Origin of the sequence: Kineococcus lubricus, assembly GCF_050871965.1 — a bacterium.
Lineage (GTDB): Bacteria > Actinomycetota > Actinomycetes > Actinomycetales > Kineococcaceae > Kineococcus.
On sequence record NZ_JBJLSK010000012.1, the window covers coordinates 17372 to 30727 of the forward strand.

Below are 13356 nucleotides of genomic sequence, written 5' to 3' on the forward strand. Positions count from 1 at the left end.
CACCGATGAAGCCTGAAACCTGGCTGTTCTCCGGCGGGATCCTCTTCTTCATCCCCGTCGCCTTCGTCTACGGGCTGCTGACCCAGTGGGACGAGTGGGTGGGCTTCATCGCCCTGCTGCTCACCGGTGGTCTGGCCGTCCTCGTCGGCACCTACCTGACGATCACCGCCCGCCGGATCGACGAGCGTCCCGAGGACAACCCGCGGGCCGACATCTCCGAGGGCGCCGGCGAGCAGGGCTTCTTCTCGCCGCACTCCTGGTGGCCGCTGTACCTGGCCGCCGGCGGGGCGATCACCTTCTTCGGTGTCGCCGTCGGTTGGTGGCTCTGGCTCATCGGCGTCGTCGTCACGATCCCGATGATCGTCGGATGGGTCTTCGAGTACTACAAGGGCGAGCACGCTCACTGAGCCCGCTCGCACGAAGGGCCCCGCACCACGGTGCGGGGCCCTTCGTCGTCCCCGGCGACGTCATCGAACCGTGACGTACCACCGTGCAACAGGACGGGTGTGCGTCGCGTCCTGTCGTTGGACCGCCGGAGTGCGAGGATGGCCGGCGGGGGACAGCACGAGGGGGCGTCCACGCCTCGGGGGAGACACGGTGATCAAGGACATCCATCCGTCGGTGCGTCGGCGCACGCTGGTCGGAGCACTGCTGGCGGCCGCGGTCGTGCCGGTCGTGGCGGGCTGCCAGTCGAGGTCGGGCGCGTCCGGCGCTCCGTCGTCGAGCACCCCGGAAGCCACGCCGGCGCGGATCACCGTGAGCCCGGCGAACGCCGCGCTCGACGTGCGTCCCGACGCACCGGTGACCGTGACGGTCATCGACGGCACGCTCACCGAGGTCACGCTCACCGCCGCGGACGGCACCGCGGTACCGGGAACCCTCGACGAGGCCAGGACGACGTGGACGTCCGCCGCCGGCCTGACCGTCGGCACGGGCTACTCCGTGCACGCCGTCGCCGCCGACCGGTCGGGTGAGCCCACGACCCAGGACTCCACCCTGACGACGCTCACGCCCGCCGAGACGGCGTTCCCCGCGGTCGCCCCGTTGTCGGGCAAGGAGGTCGGCGTGGGCATGCCGATCATCGTCACCTTCGACGCGCCCATCGCCGACGACCGCCGCGGTGTCGTCGAGCAGAACCTCAAGGTCACCGCCTCGCCGCAGGCCGTCGTGGGCTCCTGGAACTGGCAGTCGGACACCAAGGTCGAGTTCCGGCCCGCTGAGTACTGGCCGGCCCGCTCCGCCGTCCACCTCGACGTCGACCTCGGGGGAGTCGAGGTCTCCCCGGGCGTGTGGGGGACGACCCGCGACATCGACTTCACCGTCGGCTCAGCCATGGTCAGCACCGTCGACATCGCCGCCCACACCCTGACCGTCACGCGGGACGGGGAGGTCCTCAAGACCATCCCGGTGACCCTCGGCCAGTCGGGCAGCGGCGGCAAGTTCGTCACGCGCAGCGGGACGAAGGTCATCATGAGCCTGGAGGAGTCGCGGGAGATGAACTCCGAGACGACCGGCATCGGGCAGGACGACCCCGACTACTACAACGTCGACGTGAAGTACGCGTTGCGCGTCACCAACTCCGGTGAGTTCCTGCACGCCGCGCCGTGGTCGGTGGCGTCCCAGGGCAGGGCGAACGTCAGCCACGGCTGCACCGGCATGAGCACCGAGAACGCCCGGTGGATGTTCGAGAACTCCAAGGTGGGTGACGTCGTCGTCTACACCGGCAGCGACCGCGGCATCGAGCCCGGCAACGGCTTCAACGTGTGGAACCAGACGTACGAGCAGTGGCAGCGAGGGTCGGCGTTGCCGGCTTGAACCGGTCGGGTCGGACCAGGGCGGCGCGCCGGCTGTGGCGGGTCGTCCTGGCGGTCGCCACCGTCGTGGCCGTCGTGGTGCTCGTCCGCCGGCTGGAGGCCGCGGACCTGGGGGAGCGGCTGCGGTCGGCGGACCCGGCCTGGCTCTGGGCCGCCGCGGCCTGCGCCCTGGTGCCGCTGTTCGGCAACGTGGCCTCGATGACCGCCTTGTCGCCGGTGCGGCTCCCCGTGGTGCAGACCACGCTGGTCTGGCTGGCGACGTCGTTCGTCAACCTCGTGACACCGTCCAGCACCGGTGGGGTGGCGCTCACCGTCCGCTACCTGCAGCAGCGGGGACTGCCCCTGGCCGTGGCCGCCACCACGATCGGCATCGTCCAGTCGACGTCGTTCGTCGTGACGGCCCTGCTGATCGTCGGCTGCCTCGTCGTGGCCGGTCGCGACCCCGAGAACGCCGTCTCCCTGCCGTGGCCCGTCCTGGGCGTCGCCGCCGGGATCGTGGTCGTGGTCGCCGTCGTGGTGCGTCGGTGGCCGCCGGCGCGTCGGTTCGTCACGGCCAAGGTCGTCGAGCCCGTCCGGGCCGAGTGGCCGCCCTTGCGGCGCGCACTGACCCACCCGGGACGGATCGGGGTGGCGTTCCTGGGGCACCTGGCGGTGCCGCTGGGGTTCGCGGCGACCCTCGCCTGCTGCGCACGGGCCGTGGGCGGGGAGCCGCCCGTCGCGCTGCTCGTCCTGGTCGTGGTGGGCAGCTCCGCCGTCACCGCGGCCGTTCCCGTCCCCGGGGGGATCGGTGCCTCCGAGGCGGCCCTGGCGGCCGGGCTGGTGGCGACGGGCGTGCCCGCCGAGGCGGCGCTCTCCGCTGCCCTCCTGCACCGCGCGCTGACCTTCTGGCTGCGGGTCCCGCCCGCCTGGCTCGCGCTGCTGTGGCTGCGGCGCCGGCGGGCGGTCTGAGCTCGCCCGCCGGCGTCCGACGGTGAGCGGTCTCAGCCCGTGAAGCTCGAGATGTCCCCGACGTAGCGGGTGTGGTCGGCCGGGATCGGCTCGACGGCAGCCAGCGCCACCTCGGCGGCGAACTCCGCCACGTCGTACAGCTTGCCCGCGGCTTCCTTGCGGGTGGCCAGGGCGCCGGGGTTCGAACGCTCCAGGAGCGTGGCCGTGATGGTGCCTTCGATCATGTCCCCGGAGACGACGACGAACTCGACGCCCGCGGCTTCGATCGTGGGGATGAGGGCGCGCAGCGCGTCCTCCCCAGCCCGCTTGCTGCGCGCGACGGGCTCGTACTCCGGCATCGTCTCGACGGTGTTGATGAAGTGCGCCTGGTGGCTCGTCACGAACACGACGCGCGAGCCGGGAGCCATCAGGGGGAGCGCGGTCTCCAGCGCGTTGACCTGCGCGTCGCGGTTGAGCTGCATGGCGTAGTCCTCCGCCATGCCCTGCTCCATGCCTCCGGAGGCGTTGAGGAAGAGCAGGTCCAGCCCGCCGAACTCCTCGCGCACGCGGTCGAACATCGCGGTGACCGATCCGGCGTCGGTCAGGTCCGCGCCGACGGCGATGGCCTGTGCACCGGCCTCCGTGAGGGAGGCCACGAGCTTCTCCGCGCGCGGTGCCTTGCTCCGGTAGTTGATCACGACGGAAGCGCCGGCCTCGGCCACGTAGGTCGCGGTCTGGGCACCGATGCCCCGCGAGGAACCGGTGATCAGGGCGCGCTTGCCGGAGAGGCTGCCAGGGGTGAGGGGATTGGTCACGGGGTGGGAGCCTAACTGCTCGAAGGGGTGGGTCCTCACGACAGAAGGGCCCCGTGCCGGTGGCGGGGGGGCCGTGTGTGGTGGAGCTGATCAGCCGTGCGTCGTCTGGGTCGTCGTGATGGCCGGGTTGCTCGCGTGGTCGATCTCGTCGGCGTGGCCGCCGCCGATCTCGCCGTGGTGGTCGTGGTGCGACGCGGCCAGCTCGGCCGGCGTCACCGGTTCGACGCGGTCCTCGAAGTAGAACTTCGAGAGGCGACGCTGGATCTTGCCGAACAGGGTGCCGGGGTTGCCGGCGTCGAGGCGGTCCTCGATCTCCATGGGACGCAGGACGTCGTGCTGGACGAGGGTCCAGCGCTCCAGGTCCGTCAGGGGGGCGTGGACCTCGATGAACTCACCGTGCGGCAGGCGCACGATGCGGCCGGTCTCGCGACCGTGCAGCGCCTTCTCGCGGTCCTTGCGCTGCAGCCCGAGGCAGATGCGCTTGGTCACGACGAAGGCCAGGGCCGGCAACGCGAACACGAGGACGCGCAGCGTCCGGGTGATGTCGTTGATGGACAGGTTCATCATGTGGGCGACGATGTCGTTGCCGCCGGAGATCCACAGCAGGACGTAGAACGTCAGGGCCATGACGCCCAGCGCGGTGCGGGTCGGCTGGTTGCGCGGCCGGTCCAGCAGGTGGTGCTCGCGACGGTCACCCGTCGCCGCCTGCTCGATCCACGGGTACAGGACCATCACGCCCATCGTGAACAGGATCACCACCGTGGTGGGGATGAAGATGTTCATCGAGAAGGTGAAGCCCCACAGCTCGAACTCGAACCACCCTGGCATGAGGCGGACCGCACCGTCGAGCCAGCCCATGTACCAGTCCGGCTGCGAACCGGCGGTGACGGGTGAGGGGTCGTACGCGCCGTAGGCCCAGATCGCGTTGATCTGCACCAGCGCCCCGAGGGCGGCGATGACGCCGAACACGATGAAGAAGAACCCACCGGCCTTCGCCATGTACACCGGGAACAGCGGGAAGCCGACGACGTTGTCCTCGGTCCGGCCGGGGCCGGGGTACTGGGTGTGCTTGTGCACGACGACCAGCATGAGGTGGACGGCGATGAGCGCCAGGAGGACGGCGGGCAGCAGCAGGATGTGGATGGTGAAGAACCGCGGGATGAAGTCCGTCCCGGGGAACTCGCCACCGAACAGGAAGAAGCTGATGTAGCTGCCGACCACGGGCACCGCGAGGATGATCGCCTGGGCGATGCGGATGCCGGTGCCGGAGAGCAGGTCGTCGGGCAGCGAGTAGCCGGTGAAGCCCTCGAACACCGCGAGGATCGCCAGCAGCGCGCCGATGACCCAGTTGATCTCACGCGGCTTGCGGAAGGCGCCGGTGAAGAACACGCGGGCCATGTGCACGATCGTCGCCGCGACGAACACCAGGGCCGCCCAGTGGTGGACCTGCCGCATGAGCAGACCGCCGCGGATGTCGAACGAGAGCCGCAGCGAGGACTCGTACGCCTCGGAGACGTGCTGGCCGTACAACGGGATGTACTGGCCGTAGTAGGTCGTCTCGGCCGCGCTCGGCTCGTAGAAGAACGTGAGGAACGTGCCGGTCAGCAGCAGGATCACGAAGCTGTACAGCGTGATCTCGCCCAGCATGAACGACCAGTGGTCGGGGAAGATCTTGCGGGCGAACCCGTTGACGACCTTGCTCGCGCCGACGGTGTCGTCGGCGAAGTTGGCGACGCCGCCGGCCGCCTTGTCGATGGTGCTCATCCGCGCTCCCAGAAGCTCGGGCCCACGGCTTCGTGGAAGCCGCTCGTCGCCACCAGGTACCCCTCGTCGTCAACCGCGATGGGCAGCTGGGGGAGAGGACGCTTGGCGGGGCCGAAGATCACCTTGCAGTCCTGCGTCAGGTCGAAGGTCGACTGGTGGCAGGGGCACAGCAGGTGGTGGGTCTGCTGTTCGTACAGGGCCACGGGGCAGCCCATGTGGGTGCAGATCTTGGAGTAGGCGACGGTGCCGTCGACCCCCCACTCGTTCTGCTTCTCGGTGAGCAGGCCCTCGTCGAGGCGCATGATCAGCACGGCCGACTTGGCCTTCTCGTTGAGCGGGTGGTCGACCTCCTCGATGCCCTCGGGCAGGACGTGGACGACCGAGCCCAGCGTCACGTCGGCGGCGCGGATGCGCCCACCCTCGGGGTCCTTGACCAGGTAGGTGCCCTCTTCCCACATCGTGACGGAGAGGTCGTTGCCCGGCAGCGGGCCGGTGTCGCGGAAGAAGAACACCGCGGGGATGGGGAACAGGGCCAGGGCGCCGATGAGCGTGTTGCGGATCAGCGGGCGCCGGCCCAGCCCGGCCTCGGCCGCACCCTCCTTGAGGATGGCGACGGCTTCCTCGCGCTCGGCGGTCGTGCCGCGCTGGCGGTGACGCATGTCGATGCGCTCGTCGTCGGGCATGAGGGTCTTGGCCCAGTGCACGGCGCCGATCCCGAGGGCGAACAGCGACAGGAACATCGACAGGCCGATGGCCTTGGTCGACAGGCTGATCCGCTCGAAGCTGCCGTCGTACTTGATCGCGACGATCGAGACGATGATCCCGATCGAGCCGAGGATCGACAGCAGCAGGAAGAAGGCGACCTGCCGCTCGGCGCGCCTGGCGGCCTTGGGGTCGGTGTCGCCCATCCGGTGCTTGTGCGGCGGGAGGCCCGGGTTCTCGAAGCGGTCGGGAACGCCGCCCCCGGGCTTGGCCAGGGTGGTCCCCGGCTGCCCGTGCGCCTCGTCGGCGCGTTCGATGTCGCTCATGCTCCCTGCCCGTCCGGTTCCTTCGCGTTGTAGCCAGTGGTGGTGCTCATCAGGAGGACTTCATCCCCAGCCAGACCGAGACGCCGATCAGCGCGCCGATGCCCGCGATCCAGGCGACCAGGCCCTCGGAGACCGGGCCCAGGGAGCCCAGCGTCAGCCCGCCCGGGTCGACCCGGGTGTTCTCGCCGCCGCGGTCGGTCAGCCAGGCGATGATGGCCGTCTTGTCCTCGGGGCTGATGTTGTTGTCGTTGAAGACCGGCATCGACTGCGGGCCGGTCTGCATGGCCTCGTAGATGTGCTTCGCCGAGGTGTTCGTCAGGTCCGGGGCGTACTTGCCGGCGGTCAGCGCGCCGCCCTTGCCCTGCGAGTTGTGGCACATGGCGCAGTTGGTGCGGAAGATCGCCGCGCCGCGGGCGACCTGCTCGTCGGTCACGTCCTCGGTGGCGAGCTGCTCCTCGGTCGGGATGGCCGGGCCCGGGGCCAGGGAGGCGATGTACGCCGCCATCTGGTCGATCTGCTCCTGGGTGAAGCGGACCTTGTCGACCTCGGGGGCCTGCGCGCCCGACTGGGACAGCGGCATGCGGCCGGTGCCGACCTGGAAGTCGACGGCCGCGGCGCCCACGCCGATGAGCGAGGGGCCGGCGTTCTTCCCCTCGATCACCGCAGCACCCTCGGCGTTGACGCCGTGGCAGGTGGCGCAGTTGGCCAGGAAGAGCTTCTTGCCCGCCTCGATGTCGTCGGCGGACGCGGTCGCGGTGGTGGCCTGCGCCTCGCGGGGGGCCAGGGCCGCGTAGAGGCCGCCGACGAGGAGGAGCGCCAACGCGATCAGCACGACGACGGCCATGGGGTGGCGCCGCCGGGCGCTGAGTGCGGTGAGGGTCCTGGTCACGGTGCTGGTGCTCGCTTCCTACGGGGCGTTCGGGCTCTGCTGCTGCCCGGGAACAGATCGGGCGGACGTTCGTTACTTGAGGATGTAGATGACCGTGAACAGGCCGATCCACACCACGTCGACGAAGTGCCAGTAGTACGAGACGACGATCGCGCTGGTCGCCTCCTGGTGGCCGAAGCGCTTGGAGGCGTACGACCGGCCGATGACCAGGAGGAAGGCGACCAGGCCGCCGAAGACGTGGATGCCGTGGAAGCCGGTGGCGAGGATGAAGACCGAGCCGTAGGCGTTCGTGGCGATCGTCAGGCCCTCGTGCGCCAGCTCGGCGTACTCGAAGACCTGACCGGCGACGAAGAGGCCGCCGAAGATGTAGGTGAGGATGAACCACTCCTGCATGCCCCACTTGGAGAACTGCAGGAGACCGCCGGTGCGGCGCGGCTGGAAGCGCTCGGCGGCGAAGACGCCGAACTGGCACCAGAACGACGAGATCACGAGGATCGTCGTGTTGACGCTCGAGAACGGCACGTTGAGGAGCTCGGGGCCGGACTCCCACAGGGCCGGCGCGACGGACCGGATCGTGAAGTACATGGCGAAGAGCCCGGCGAAGAACATGAGTTCGCTGGACAGCCACACGATCACGCCGACCGAGACCATGTTGGGTCGGTTCACCGACCCGTGTGCCGGACTCGGGGTACTGCTCTGGACAGCCTGTGCACTCGCCACGTCGCCAATCATGCCCCACCCCTGCCGGGCTTCGCTGCCCGGGCCACCGACAACGTGTCGTAGATCTCCGTTCCGCCGTCCGGGGGAGGTTCCGGCACCCGTGTGCAGACACCGTGCTCGGGGTGCGGATCCCGCACGGAGCTGCGTGGGAGGTGCGTGCAGGGTCCGATGGTAAGGGTTGCCTCAGTCTCGCAGGTCACGGATCGGTCTCGATTCGGCCGCGCCCCGTCGAGCGCGCGTCACAGCCCGGCTGCGGGGATCAGTAGGGTCGGGGCGCGGCGGCCGCCGCAGGCCCACCGACGCAGGGAGTCGACGACGCCATGACCACCGCCGTACCCACGTGGGCCGGGCTGCTGACCGAGCTGATGGCCGGTCGCGACCTCACCGCGGAGCAGGCCGGCTGGGCCATGGACCAGGTCATGCGCGGGGAGGCCGGCGACGTCCAGCTGGCGGGGTTCCTCGTCGCGCTGCGCGCCAAGGGCGAGACGAGCACCGAGCTGGCCGGGCTGGCCGACGCGATGCTCGCCCACGCCGTCCCGCTGTCCGTGCCCGGGGACCTCGTGGACCTCGTCGGCACCGGCGGCGACCGCGCCCACACCGTGAACATCTCCACGATGGGCTCGCTCGTCCTGGCCGGCGCCGGCCGCCGCGTCGTCAAGCACGGCAACCGCGCCGCGACCTCCTCCTCCGGGTCCGCCGACGTGCTCGAGGCGCTCGGGGTGCGGCTCGACCTCCCGCCGCGGCGGGTGGGGGAGCTGGCCGTGGAGGTCGGCATCACCTTCTGCTTCGCCCAGGTCTTCCACCCCGCGATGCGCTACGCCGCCGGCGCCCGCGGCGGCCTCGGCATCCCCACGGCGTTCAACGTCCTCGGGCCCCTGACCAACCCCGCCCGGGCCGGGGCCGCGGCCATCGGCGTGGCCGACCGGCGGATCGCCCCGCTCGTCGCCGACGTCCTGGCCGGGCGCGGGACGCAGGCGCTCGTCTTCCGCGGCGAGGGCGGGCTCGACGAGATCACCACGACCGAGGCGGCGCAGGTGTGGGTCGTCGACGCCGGGACGGTCGTCCCGGTGCGGCTCGACCCCGTCGCCGACCTCGGGATGGCCCCGGCGACCCTGGCCGACCTGCGCGGCGCCGACGCGCGGGCCAACGCCCGCGTCGTGCGGGACCTGCTGGCCGGCGCCACCGGACCGGTCCGCGACGCGGTCGTCCTGAACGCCGCCGCCGCCCTCGTGGCCAGCGGTGTCCGCGCCGAGGGGGCCGGCGACGTCGCGACGTCCCTCGTCGAGCACCTGCGCGAAGGGGTGCGGCTGGCCACCGAGTCCCTGGACTCCGGGGCCGCGGCGGACGTCCTCGACCGGTGGGTCCAGGCCTCGCGCTGAGGCGCTCAGTCGAAGCCGAGGGCGAAGGCGGACTCCAGGTCGTGCCGCGAGTAGGCGCGGAAGGCGATGTTCGTCGTGGTCGACACCACCCCGTCGACCCGGCTGATGCCCCCGGCGATGACGTCGGCGAGGTGGTCGTGCTCGCGCACGCGCACCATGACGACCAGGTCGACGTCCCCGGTCACCGAGTAGACCTCGCTGACGCCGTCGAGCTCGGCCAGGGTCTGGGCGACCTCGGGGATGCGCCGGCCGTCGCAGGCCACGTTGACGATGGCGGTGATCACGCCGGTGAGGTTACCGGGGTCGTGGTGAGGCGGCTCCTCGCCCAGCCCGCCCCCCGCACCGGGCAGGCCCACGGCGCGGCGTCGGGGTCCGCCACGGAGACCAGCCGGACGCCGTCCTGCTCCAGCCAGCCGAGCAGGACGTCGGTCTCCTCCACCAGCAGGCCCGGGCGGCCCGGGCCCGGCGGCGGGACGACCTCGCCGGTGGCGCGCAGCGCCTCGATGTGCGGCACCGGGTCGGCGCCGCGCGGGGTCAGGCAGGTGCCGGCCAGCCGGCCGTACCGGATCAGCACGACCTCCCAGCCGCCCGTGGGCCACCCGGGGGTCGGGGCGCCGCGCCGGGCGGCGACGATCTCGGGGCTGCGCGCCACCGGGTCCCGGCGCTGGGCCCGGTCGGCCGCCGTGAGGAAGGCCTCCAGCCGGTCGCGCGCCGAGGCGGCCTCCTCGTAGCGCTGCTGCGCGGCGAGCGCCCGCAGCCGGTCCCGGCCGTGCTCCAGCGCGGGCGCGGCGTCGGCGCGCAGGGAGCGGCGCACCGCCTCGACGACCTCGGCGTAGGACGCGGCGTCCTGCCCGCCGCGGTCCGCGCCCAGGCAGGGGGCGCCGCACCGGCCGATCTCGGCCAGCACGCAGGCCCCCGGCCCGTCGGCCCTCGGCGCCTTCGGGATCTTGCGCGTGCACTGCCGCAGCGGGTGCACCTCGTGCAGGGCGGCGACCGCGAGCTCGGCCGTGGCCGCGGACCGGAACGGCCCCAGGTACTCCGCGCCGTCGCGCGCGTCGTCCCGGACCTGCTTGACGAGCGACAGGCGGGGCCAGTGCTCGGCCGTCAGCTTCACCCAGGTGACCTTCTCCGGCTGCTTCGACCGGCGGTTGTAGGGCGGGGAGTGCTCGGCGATGAGCCGCAGCTCCCGCACCCGCGCCTCCAGCGGCGTCTCGCACACGACGGGGACGACGGTCGTCGCCGCCCGCACCATCTCGGTCATCCGCGCCCGGGTCTCCGAGGCCGTGAAGTACGACCGGACGCGGCGCTGGACGTCGACGGACGTGCCCACATACAGCACCCGCCCCGACGCGTCGCGGAACTGGTAGACGCCCGGCGCCGACGGCAGCCCCACCGCCAGGTGCTTCTTCGCCCGCCGCGCGGGGTTCACCGCCGTCGCGGTGAAGGCGCGCAGGTCCTCGAGGGTGTGGACCCCGCGGCTGCCGACCCGGCCCAGCAGCGCGTGCAGGACGTCGACCGTGGCCCGGGCGTCGTGCAGGGCCCGGTGGTCCGGGGTCGTCGACGTCCCGAAGAGCCGGGCCAGCGTCCCCAGCTTGCGGTTCGGCGCCTCGTCGCGGTCGACGAGCTGGCGGGCCAGGGCGACCGTGTCGACCACCCGGGGCCCGGGCCACGGACGGCCCGTCAGCTCGCACGCGGCCTTCAGGAAGGAGACGTCGTAGGGCGCGTTGTGCGCCACCAGCACCGCGCCCCGGTCGAACCCGGCGAACTCCAGGAAGCTCGGCAGCACCTCGCGCGTGCTCGGCGAGGAGGCGACCATCCCGTTGGTGATGCCCGTCAGCACCTGCACGAAGGCGGGGATGGGGGAGGCCGGGCGCACCAGCGTCTGGAACTCGCCCAGCACCTGCCCGCCGCGCACCTTCACCGCGCCGATCTCGGTGATCTCCGCGCCCGACGGCGGCCCGCCCGTCGTCTCCAGGTCCAGGACGACGAACGTGCAGTCCGCCAGGGGCTGTCCCAGCTCCTCGAAGCTGATCTGGACGCTCGTGGGACCGGCGGGCACAGCAGGACGGTAGGCGAGGGGACCGACACGACCCGGCAGCGACACGACCACCGCCGTCCCGGGCCGGTGACCCGCGGTCGTCGCGGTGCCGGGCGCGAGCGGCCACCGTCCCAGCTGCCCGGTGGCGGCGACGTCCGCGGCCACGTCCCGCAGCTTGCGGTTGGTGTCCTGGCTGTAGCGGGCCAGGACCGCGAACGCCTGGTCGGCGGTGAGGTGGTGCCGGGCCATCAGGATGCCCTCGGCCTGGCCGATCACGTCCCGGCTGCTCAACGCGACGTGCACGTCGGCCAGCTCCTGGGCGTCGGCCACCGCGATCGCGGCGTGCGAGGCCAGCAGCCCACCGATGTCCTCGGACACGTCGTCGAAGGCGACGCGCTCCTCGGACAGCAGGTTCAGCGCGCCGAGGTCGTCGCCCTCGACGTACAGCTGGAAGCACAGCGCGCTGCGCACCCCGGCCTGCCCGGCCCGGCGGGCCAGGACCGGCCAGCGCTCCTCGGCGGGCAGGTCGTCGACGCGGACCGTGCGGTCCTCGAACAGGGCGTCCAGGCACGGGCCCTGCCCGACCTCCTGCTGCAGCGCGTCGAAGGCGGCAGCCCGGTCGGAGGTGGCGGCGATCGAGGTGACCGTCCTGCGGTTGCCGACCCGGCTGATGCCGGCTCGCCGCGCCCCGGGGACCACCTCGACGGCGGCGGTCACGATGCGGTCCAGGACCTGCTGGGCGGACCGCTCGTGCTGCAGCTGGCGCGCCAGGTCGGCCAGCTGCTCGGCGACCCGGCTGACGGGGGTGCCGCCGCCGTGCTGGAGCGAACGCCGGCCCGGGGCCGCACCCTCGACCCGGCCGGGGGGAGACCCGGCCTCGTGGCCGGGGGCGCCCGGGGGTGCGGACGCCGGGGGCGGGTCCGCCGAGGGCGCGGCGCCTCCCTCGGGGTGGTGGACGGACCGCGGCGCGGGTCGGTGCGCAGGCACGGGGCGACCTCCCGGTGACGGGGGAGCGCGCGTGCCGCGCGGCTGGACACCGGCTCCTGGGGCCCACCACCGCAGCTCCGTGATCAGGGCCGCGCCCAGGGCTGGGTGGCGCCGGCCCGGGTGGGGGCGGGCAGCCGCTCGTCGGGGTCGACGCCCGGGTGCTGCGACGCCAGCCGGCACTCCCCGGCGACGTCGTGGCGACCGCCCAGGACGGGGTACAGGTCCAGGACCGCGAACAGCCGGTGGACGGGCTCGGGCAGGCCGGCGACCGCGACCCGGACCCCGGTGCGGGCGGCCAGGCGGGTCACGGCGACGAGCCGGCCCACGGCGCAGCAGTCCACGAACGTGACCGCGGACAGGTCGACGACCAGGCTGCGGGTGCGCCACAGCGCCGCGGTGGCCACGGTGGCGAAGGTGGGGGCGGTGACGACGTCGAGGTCCCCGACGGGGCTGAGGACCAGGACCGGGCCGATCCGGCGCCGGTGGACCCGCAGGGCGGGCACGTCGGGGGAAGGCGAGACCTCGTGGTCCTGGGAGACGACGGGTACGTCAGGGGTGCCGATGATCACGGAGCGCTCCAGAGGTGGGCGCGAAGGCCCACTGATGGACGCAGCGTCACCGTAGTCCCACTGCTGGTGGTGGGACAACGGTTCCGCCGGGCGACCTCGGGCAGGTGCCGACGTCGAACGCCTGTTCGGGCTCGTGTCGGAGGTGGCTGCTCGAATGCGCAGCACCGGTCGCCAGGGCCGGTCCTGACGAGCTGGAGGTCCCGATGCCCGACCACTCGGCGAGCCACGACTCGGTGCTCATCGACTGCGACCGCTGCACGGCCCGGCCGCTGGCCTGCTCCGAGTGCGTCGTCTCCGTCCTGCTGGGGATGCCCGGCCCGGCGGTGCTGGACGCCGAGGAGGTCGGAGCGGTGGAGGTGCTGGCCGCGTCCGGCCTGGTGCCGCCGCTGCGCCTGCGGACCGCCGCCCGCCGGGCGGGATGATGTC

General features: G+C 72.5%; 13 protein-coding genes. 5 read left to right on the forward strand and 8 right to left on the reverse strand.

Going from position 1 to position 13356, the window contains the following annotated elements; all coding sequences use genetic code 11:
* Positions 1-5 precede the first annotated feature (5 nt).
* The 3 genes from ACRYRX_RS10670 to ACRYRX_RS10680 all read left to right on the forward strand — a co-directional run bounded on the left by ACRYRX_RS10670 (position 6) and on the right by ACRYRX_RS10680 (position 2762).
* Positions 6-407, forward strand: coding sequence for a cytochrome c oxidase subunit 4 (locus tag ACRYRX_RS10670; RefSeq protein ID WP_432511868.1), 402 nt, complete (start codon positions 6-8; stop codon positions 405-407).
* Between the two features lie 349 nt (positions 408-756).
* A complete protein-coding gene (locus tag ACRYRX_RS10675; protein WP_432511870.1) occupies positions 757-1815 on the forward strand; it encodes a L,D-transpeptidase in 1059 nt (352 codons plus the stop codon).
* Positions 1812-2762, forward strand: coding sequence for a lysylphosphatidylglycerol synthase transmembrane domain-containing protein (locus ACRYRX_RS10680; protein ID WP_432511871.1), 951 nt, complete (start codon positions 1812-1814; stop codon positions 2760-2762). The genes ACRYRX_RS10675 and ACRYRX_RS10680 overlap by 4 nt, the downstream gene beginning before the upstream one ends.
* Before the next feature lie 32 nt (positions 2763-2794).
* Here the strand turns inward: ACRYRX_RS10680 and ACRYRX_RS10685 are convergent, their stop codons facing one another.
* From ACRYRX_RS10685 to ctaE, 5 genes are all read right to left on the reverse strand, one after another.
* Positions 2795-3556 (reverse strand): SDR family oxidoreductase, encoded by a 762-nt coding sequence (locus ACRYRX_RS10685; protein WP_432511873.1) that lies wholly within the window; start codon positions 3554-3556, stop codon positions 2795-2797.
* A gap of 90 nt (positions 3557-3646) precedes the next feature.
* Positions 3647-5320: a cytochrome bc1 complex cytochrome b subunit gene (gene qcrB, locus ACRYRX_RS10690; protein WP_432511874.1), complete on the reverse strand. Its 1674-nt coding sequence runs from the start codon at positions 5318-5320 to the stop codon at positions 3647-3649.
* Positions 5317-6348, reverse strand: a complete 1032-nt coding sequence (gene qcrA, locus ACRYRX_RS10695; protein WP_432511876.1) for a cytochrome bc1 complex Rieske iron-sulfur subunit — start codon at positions 6346-6348, stop codon at positions 5317-5319. The genes qcrB and qcrA overlap by 4 nt, the downstream gene beginning before the upstream one ends.
* Positions 6349-6397: 49 nt before the next feature.
* The gene (gene qcrC / locus ACRYRX_RS10700) at positions 6398-7192 is read right to left on the reverse strand and encodes a cytochrome bc1 complex diheme cytochrome c subunit (RefSeq protein WP_432512016.1); all 795 of its coding nucleotides are present in this window, start codon (positions 7190-7192) and stop codon (positions 6398-6400) included.
* A gap of 117 nt (positions 7193-7309) precedes the next feature.
* Entirely contained in the window at positions 7310-7969 is a 660-nt protein-coding gene (gene ctaE / locus ACRYRX_RS10705) for an aa3-type cytochrome oxidase subunit III (protein WP_432511877.1), read from the reverse strand.
* Positions 7970-8277: 308 nt separating this feature from the next.
* Between ctaE and trpD the strand changes: the two genes are divergently transcribed.
* On the forward strand, positions 8278-9336 hold the full coding sequence (gene trpD, locus ACRYRX_RS10710; protein ID WP_432511878.1) for an anthranilate phosphoribosyltransferase: 1059 nt from the start codon (positions 8278-8280) through the stop codon (positions 9334-9336).
* A gap of 5 nt (positions 9337-9341) precedes the next feature.
* Here trpD and ACRYRX_RS10715 read toward each other — a convergent pair whose 3' ends face one another.
* The 3 genes from ACRYRX_RS10715 to ACRYRX_RS10725 all read right to left on the reverse strand — a co-directional run bounded on the left by ACRYRX_RS10715 (position 9342) and on the right by ACRYRX_RS10725 (position 12930).
* Positions 9342-9620, reverse strand: a complete 279-nt coding sequence (locus tag ACRYRX_RS10715) for an Lrp/AsnC family transcriptional regulator (RefSeq protein ID WP_432511880.1) — start codon at positions 9618-9620, stop codon at positions 9342-9344.
* The gene (locus ACRYRX_RS10720) at positions 9617-12361 is read right to left on the reverse strand and encodes a DEDD exonuclease domain-containing protein (RefSeq protein WP_432511881.1); all 2745 of its coding nucleotides are present in this window, start codon (positions 12359-12361) and stop codon (positions 9617-9619) included. The genes ACRYRX_RS10715 and ACRYRX_RS10720 overlap by 4 nt, the downstream gene beginning before the upstream one ends.
* Before the next feature lie 83 nt (positions 12362-12444).
* Entirely contained in the window at positions 12445-12930 is a 486-nt protein-coding gene (locus ACRYRX_RS10725; protein ID WP_432511883.1) for an STAS domain-containing protein, read from the reverse strand.
* Between the two features lie 203 nt (positions 12931-13133).
* Here ACRYRX_RS10725 and ACRYRX_RS10730 point away from each other — a divergent pair, with 203 nt between their 5' ends.
* Positions 13134-13352 (forward strand): hypothetical protein, encoded by a 219-nt coding sequence (locus tag ACRYRX_RS10730; protein WP_432511884.1) that lies wholly within the window; start codon positions 13134-13136, stop codon positions 13350-13352.
* Positions 13353-13356 lie beyond the last annotated feature (4 nt).

What these genes read in the sequence shown, in the direction of transcription:
- ACRYRX_RS10670 (WP_432511868.1), top strand. Translation starts at nt 6, where the DNA reads ATGAAGCCTGAAACCTGGCTGTTCTCCGGCGGGATCCTCTTCTTCATC.
- qcrB (WP_432511874.1), bottom strand. Translation starts at nt 5,320, where the DNA reads ATGAGCACCATCGACAAGGCGGCCGGCGGCGTCGCCAACTTCGCCGAC.
- trpD (WP_432511878.1), top strand. Translation starts at nt 8,278, where the DNA reads ATGACCACCGCCGTACCCACGTGGGCCGGGCTGCTGACCGAGCTGATG.
- qcrA (WP_432511876.1), bottom strand. Translation starts at nt 6,348, where the DNA reads ATGAGCGACATCGAACGCGCCGACGAGGCGCACGGGCAGCCGGGGACC.
- ACRYRX_RS10730 (WP_432511884.1), top strand. Translation starts at nt 13,134, where the DNA reads ATGCCCGACCACTCGGCGAGCCACGACTCGGTGCTCATCGACTGCGAC.
- qcrC (WP_432512016.1), bottom strand. Translation starts at nt 7,192, where the DNA reads ATGGCCGTCGTCGTGCTGATCGCGTTGGCGCTCCTCCTCGTCGGCGGC.
- ctaE (WP_432511877.1), bottom strand. Translation starts at nt 7,969, where the DNA reads ATGATTGGCGACGTGGCGAGTGCACAGGCTGTCCAGAGCAGTACCCCG.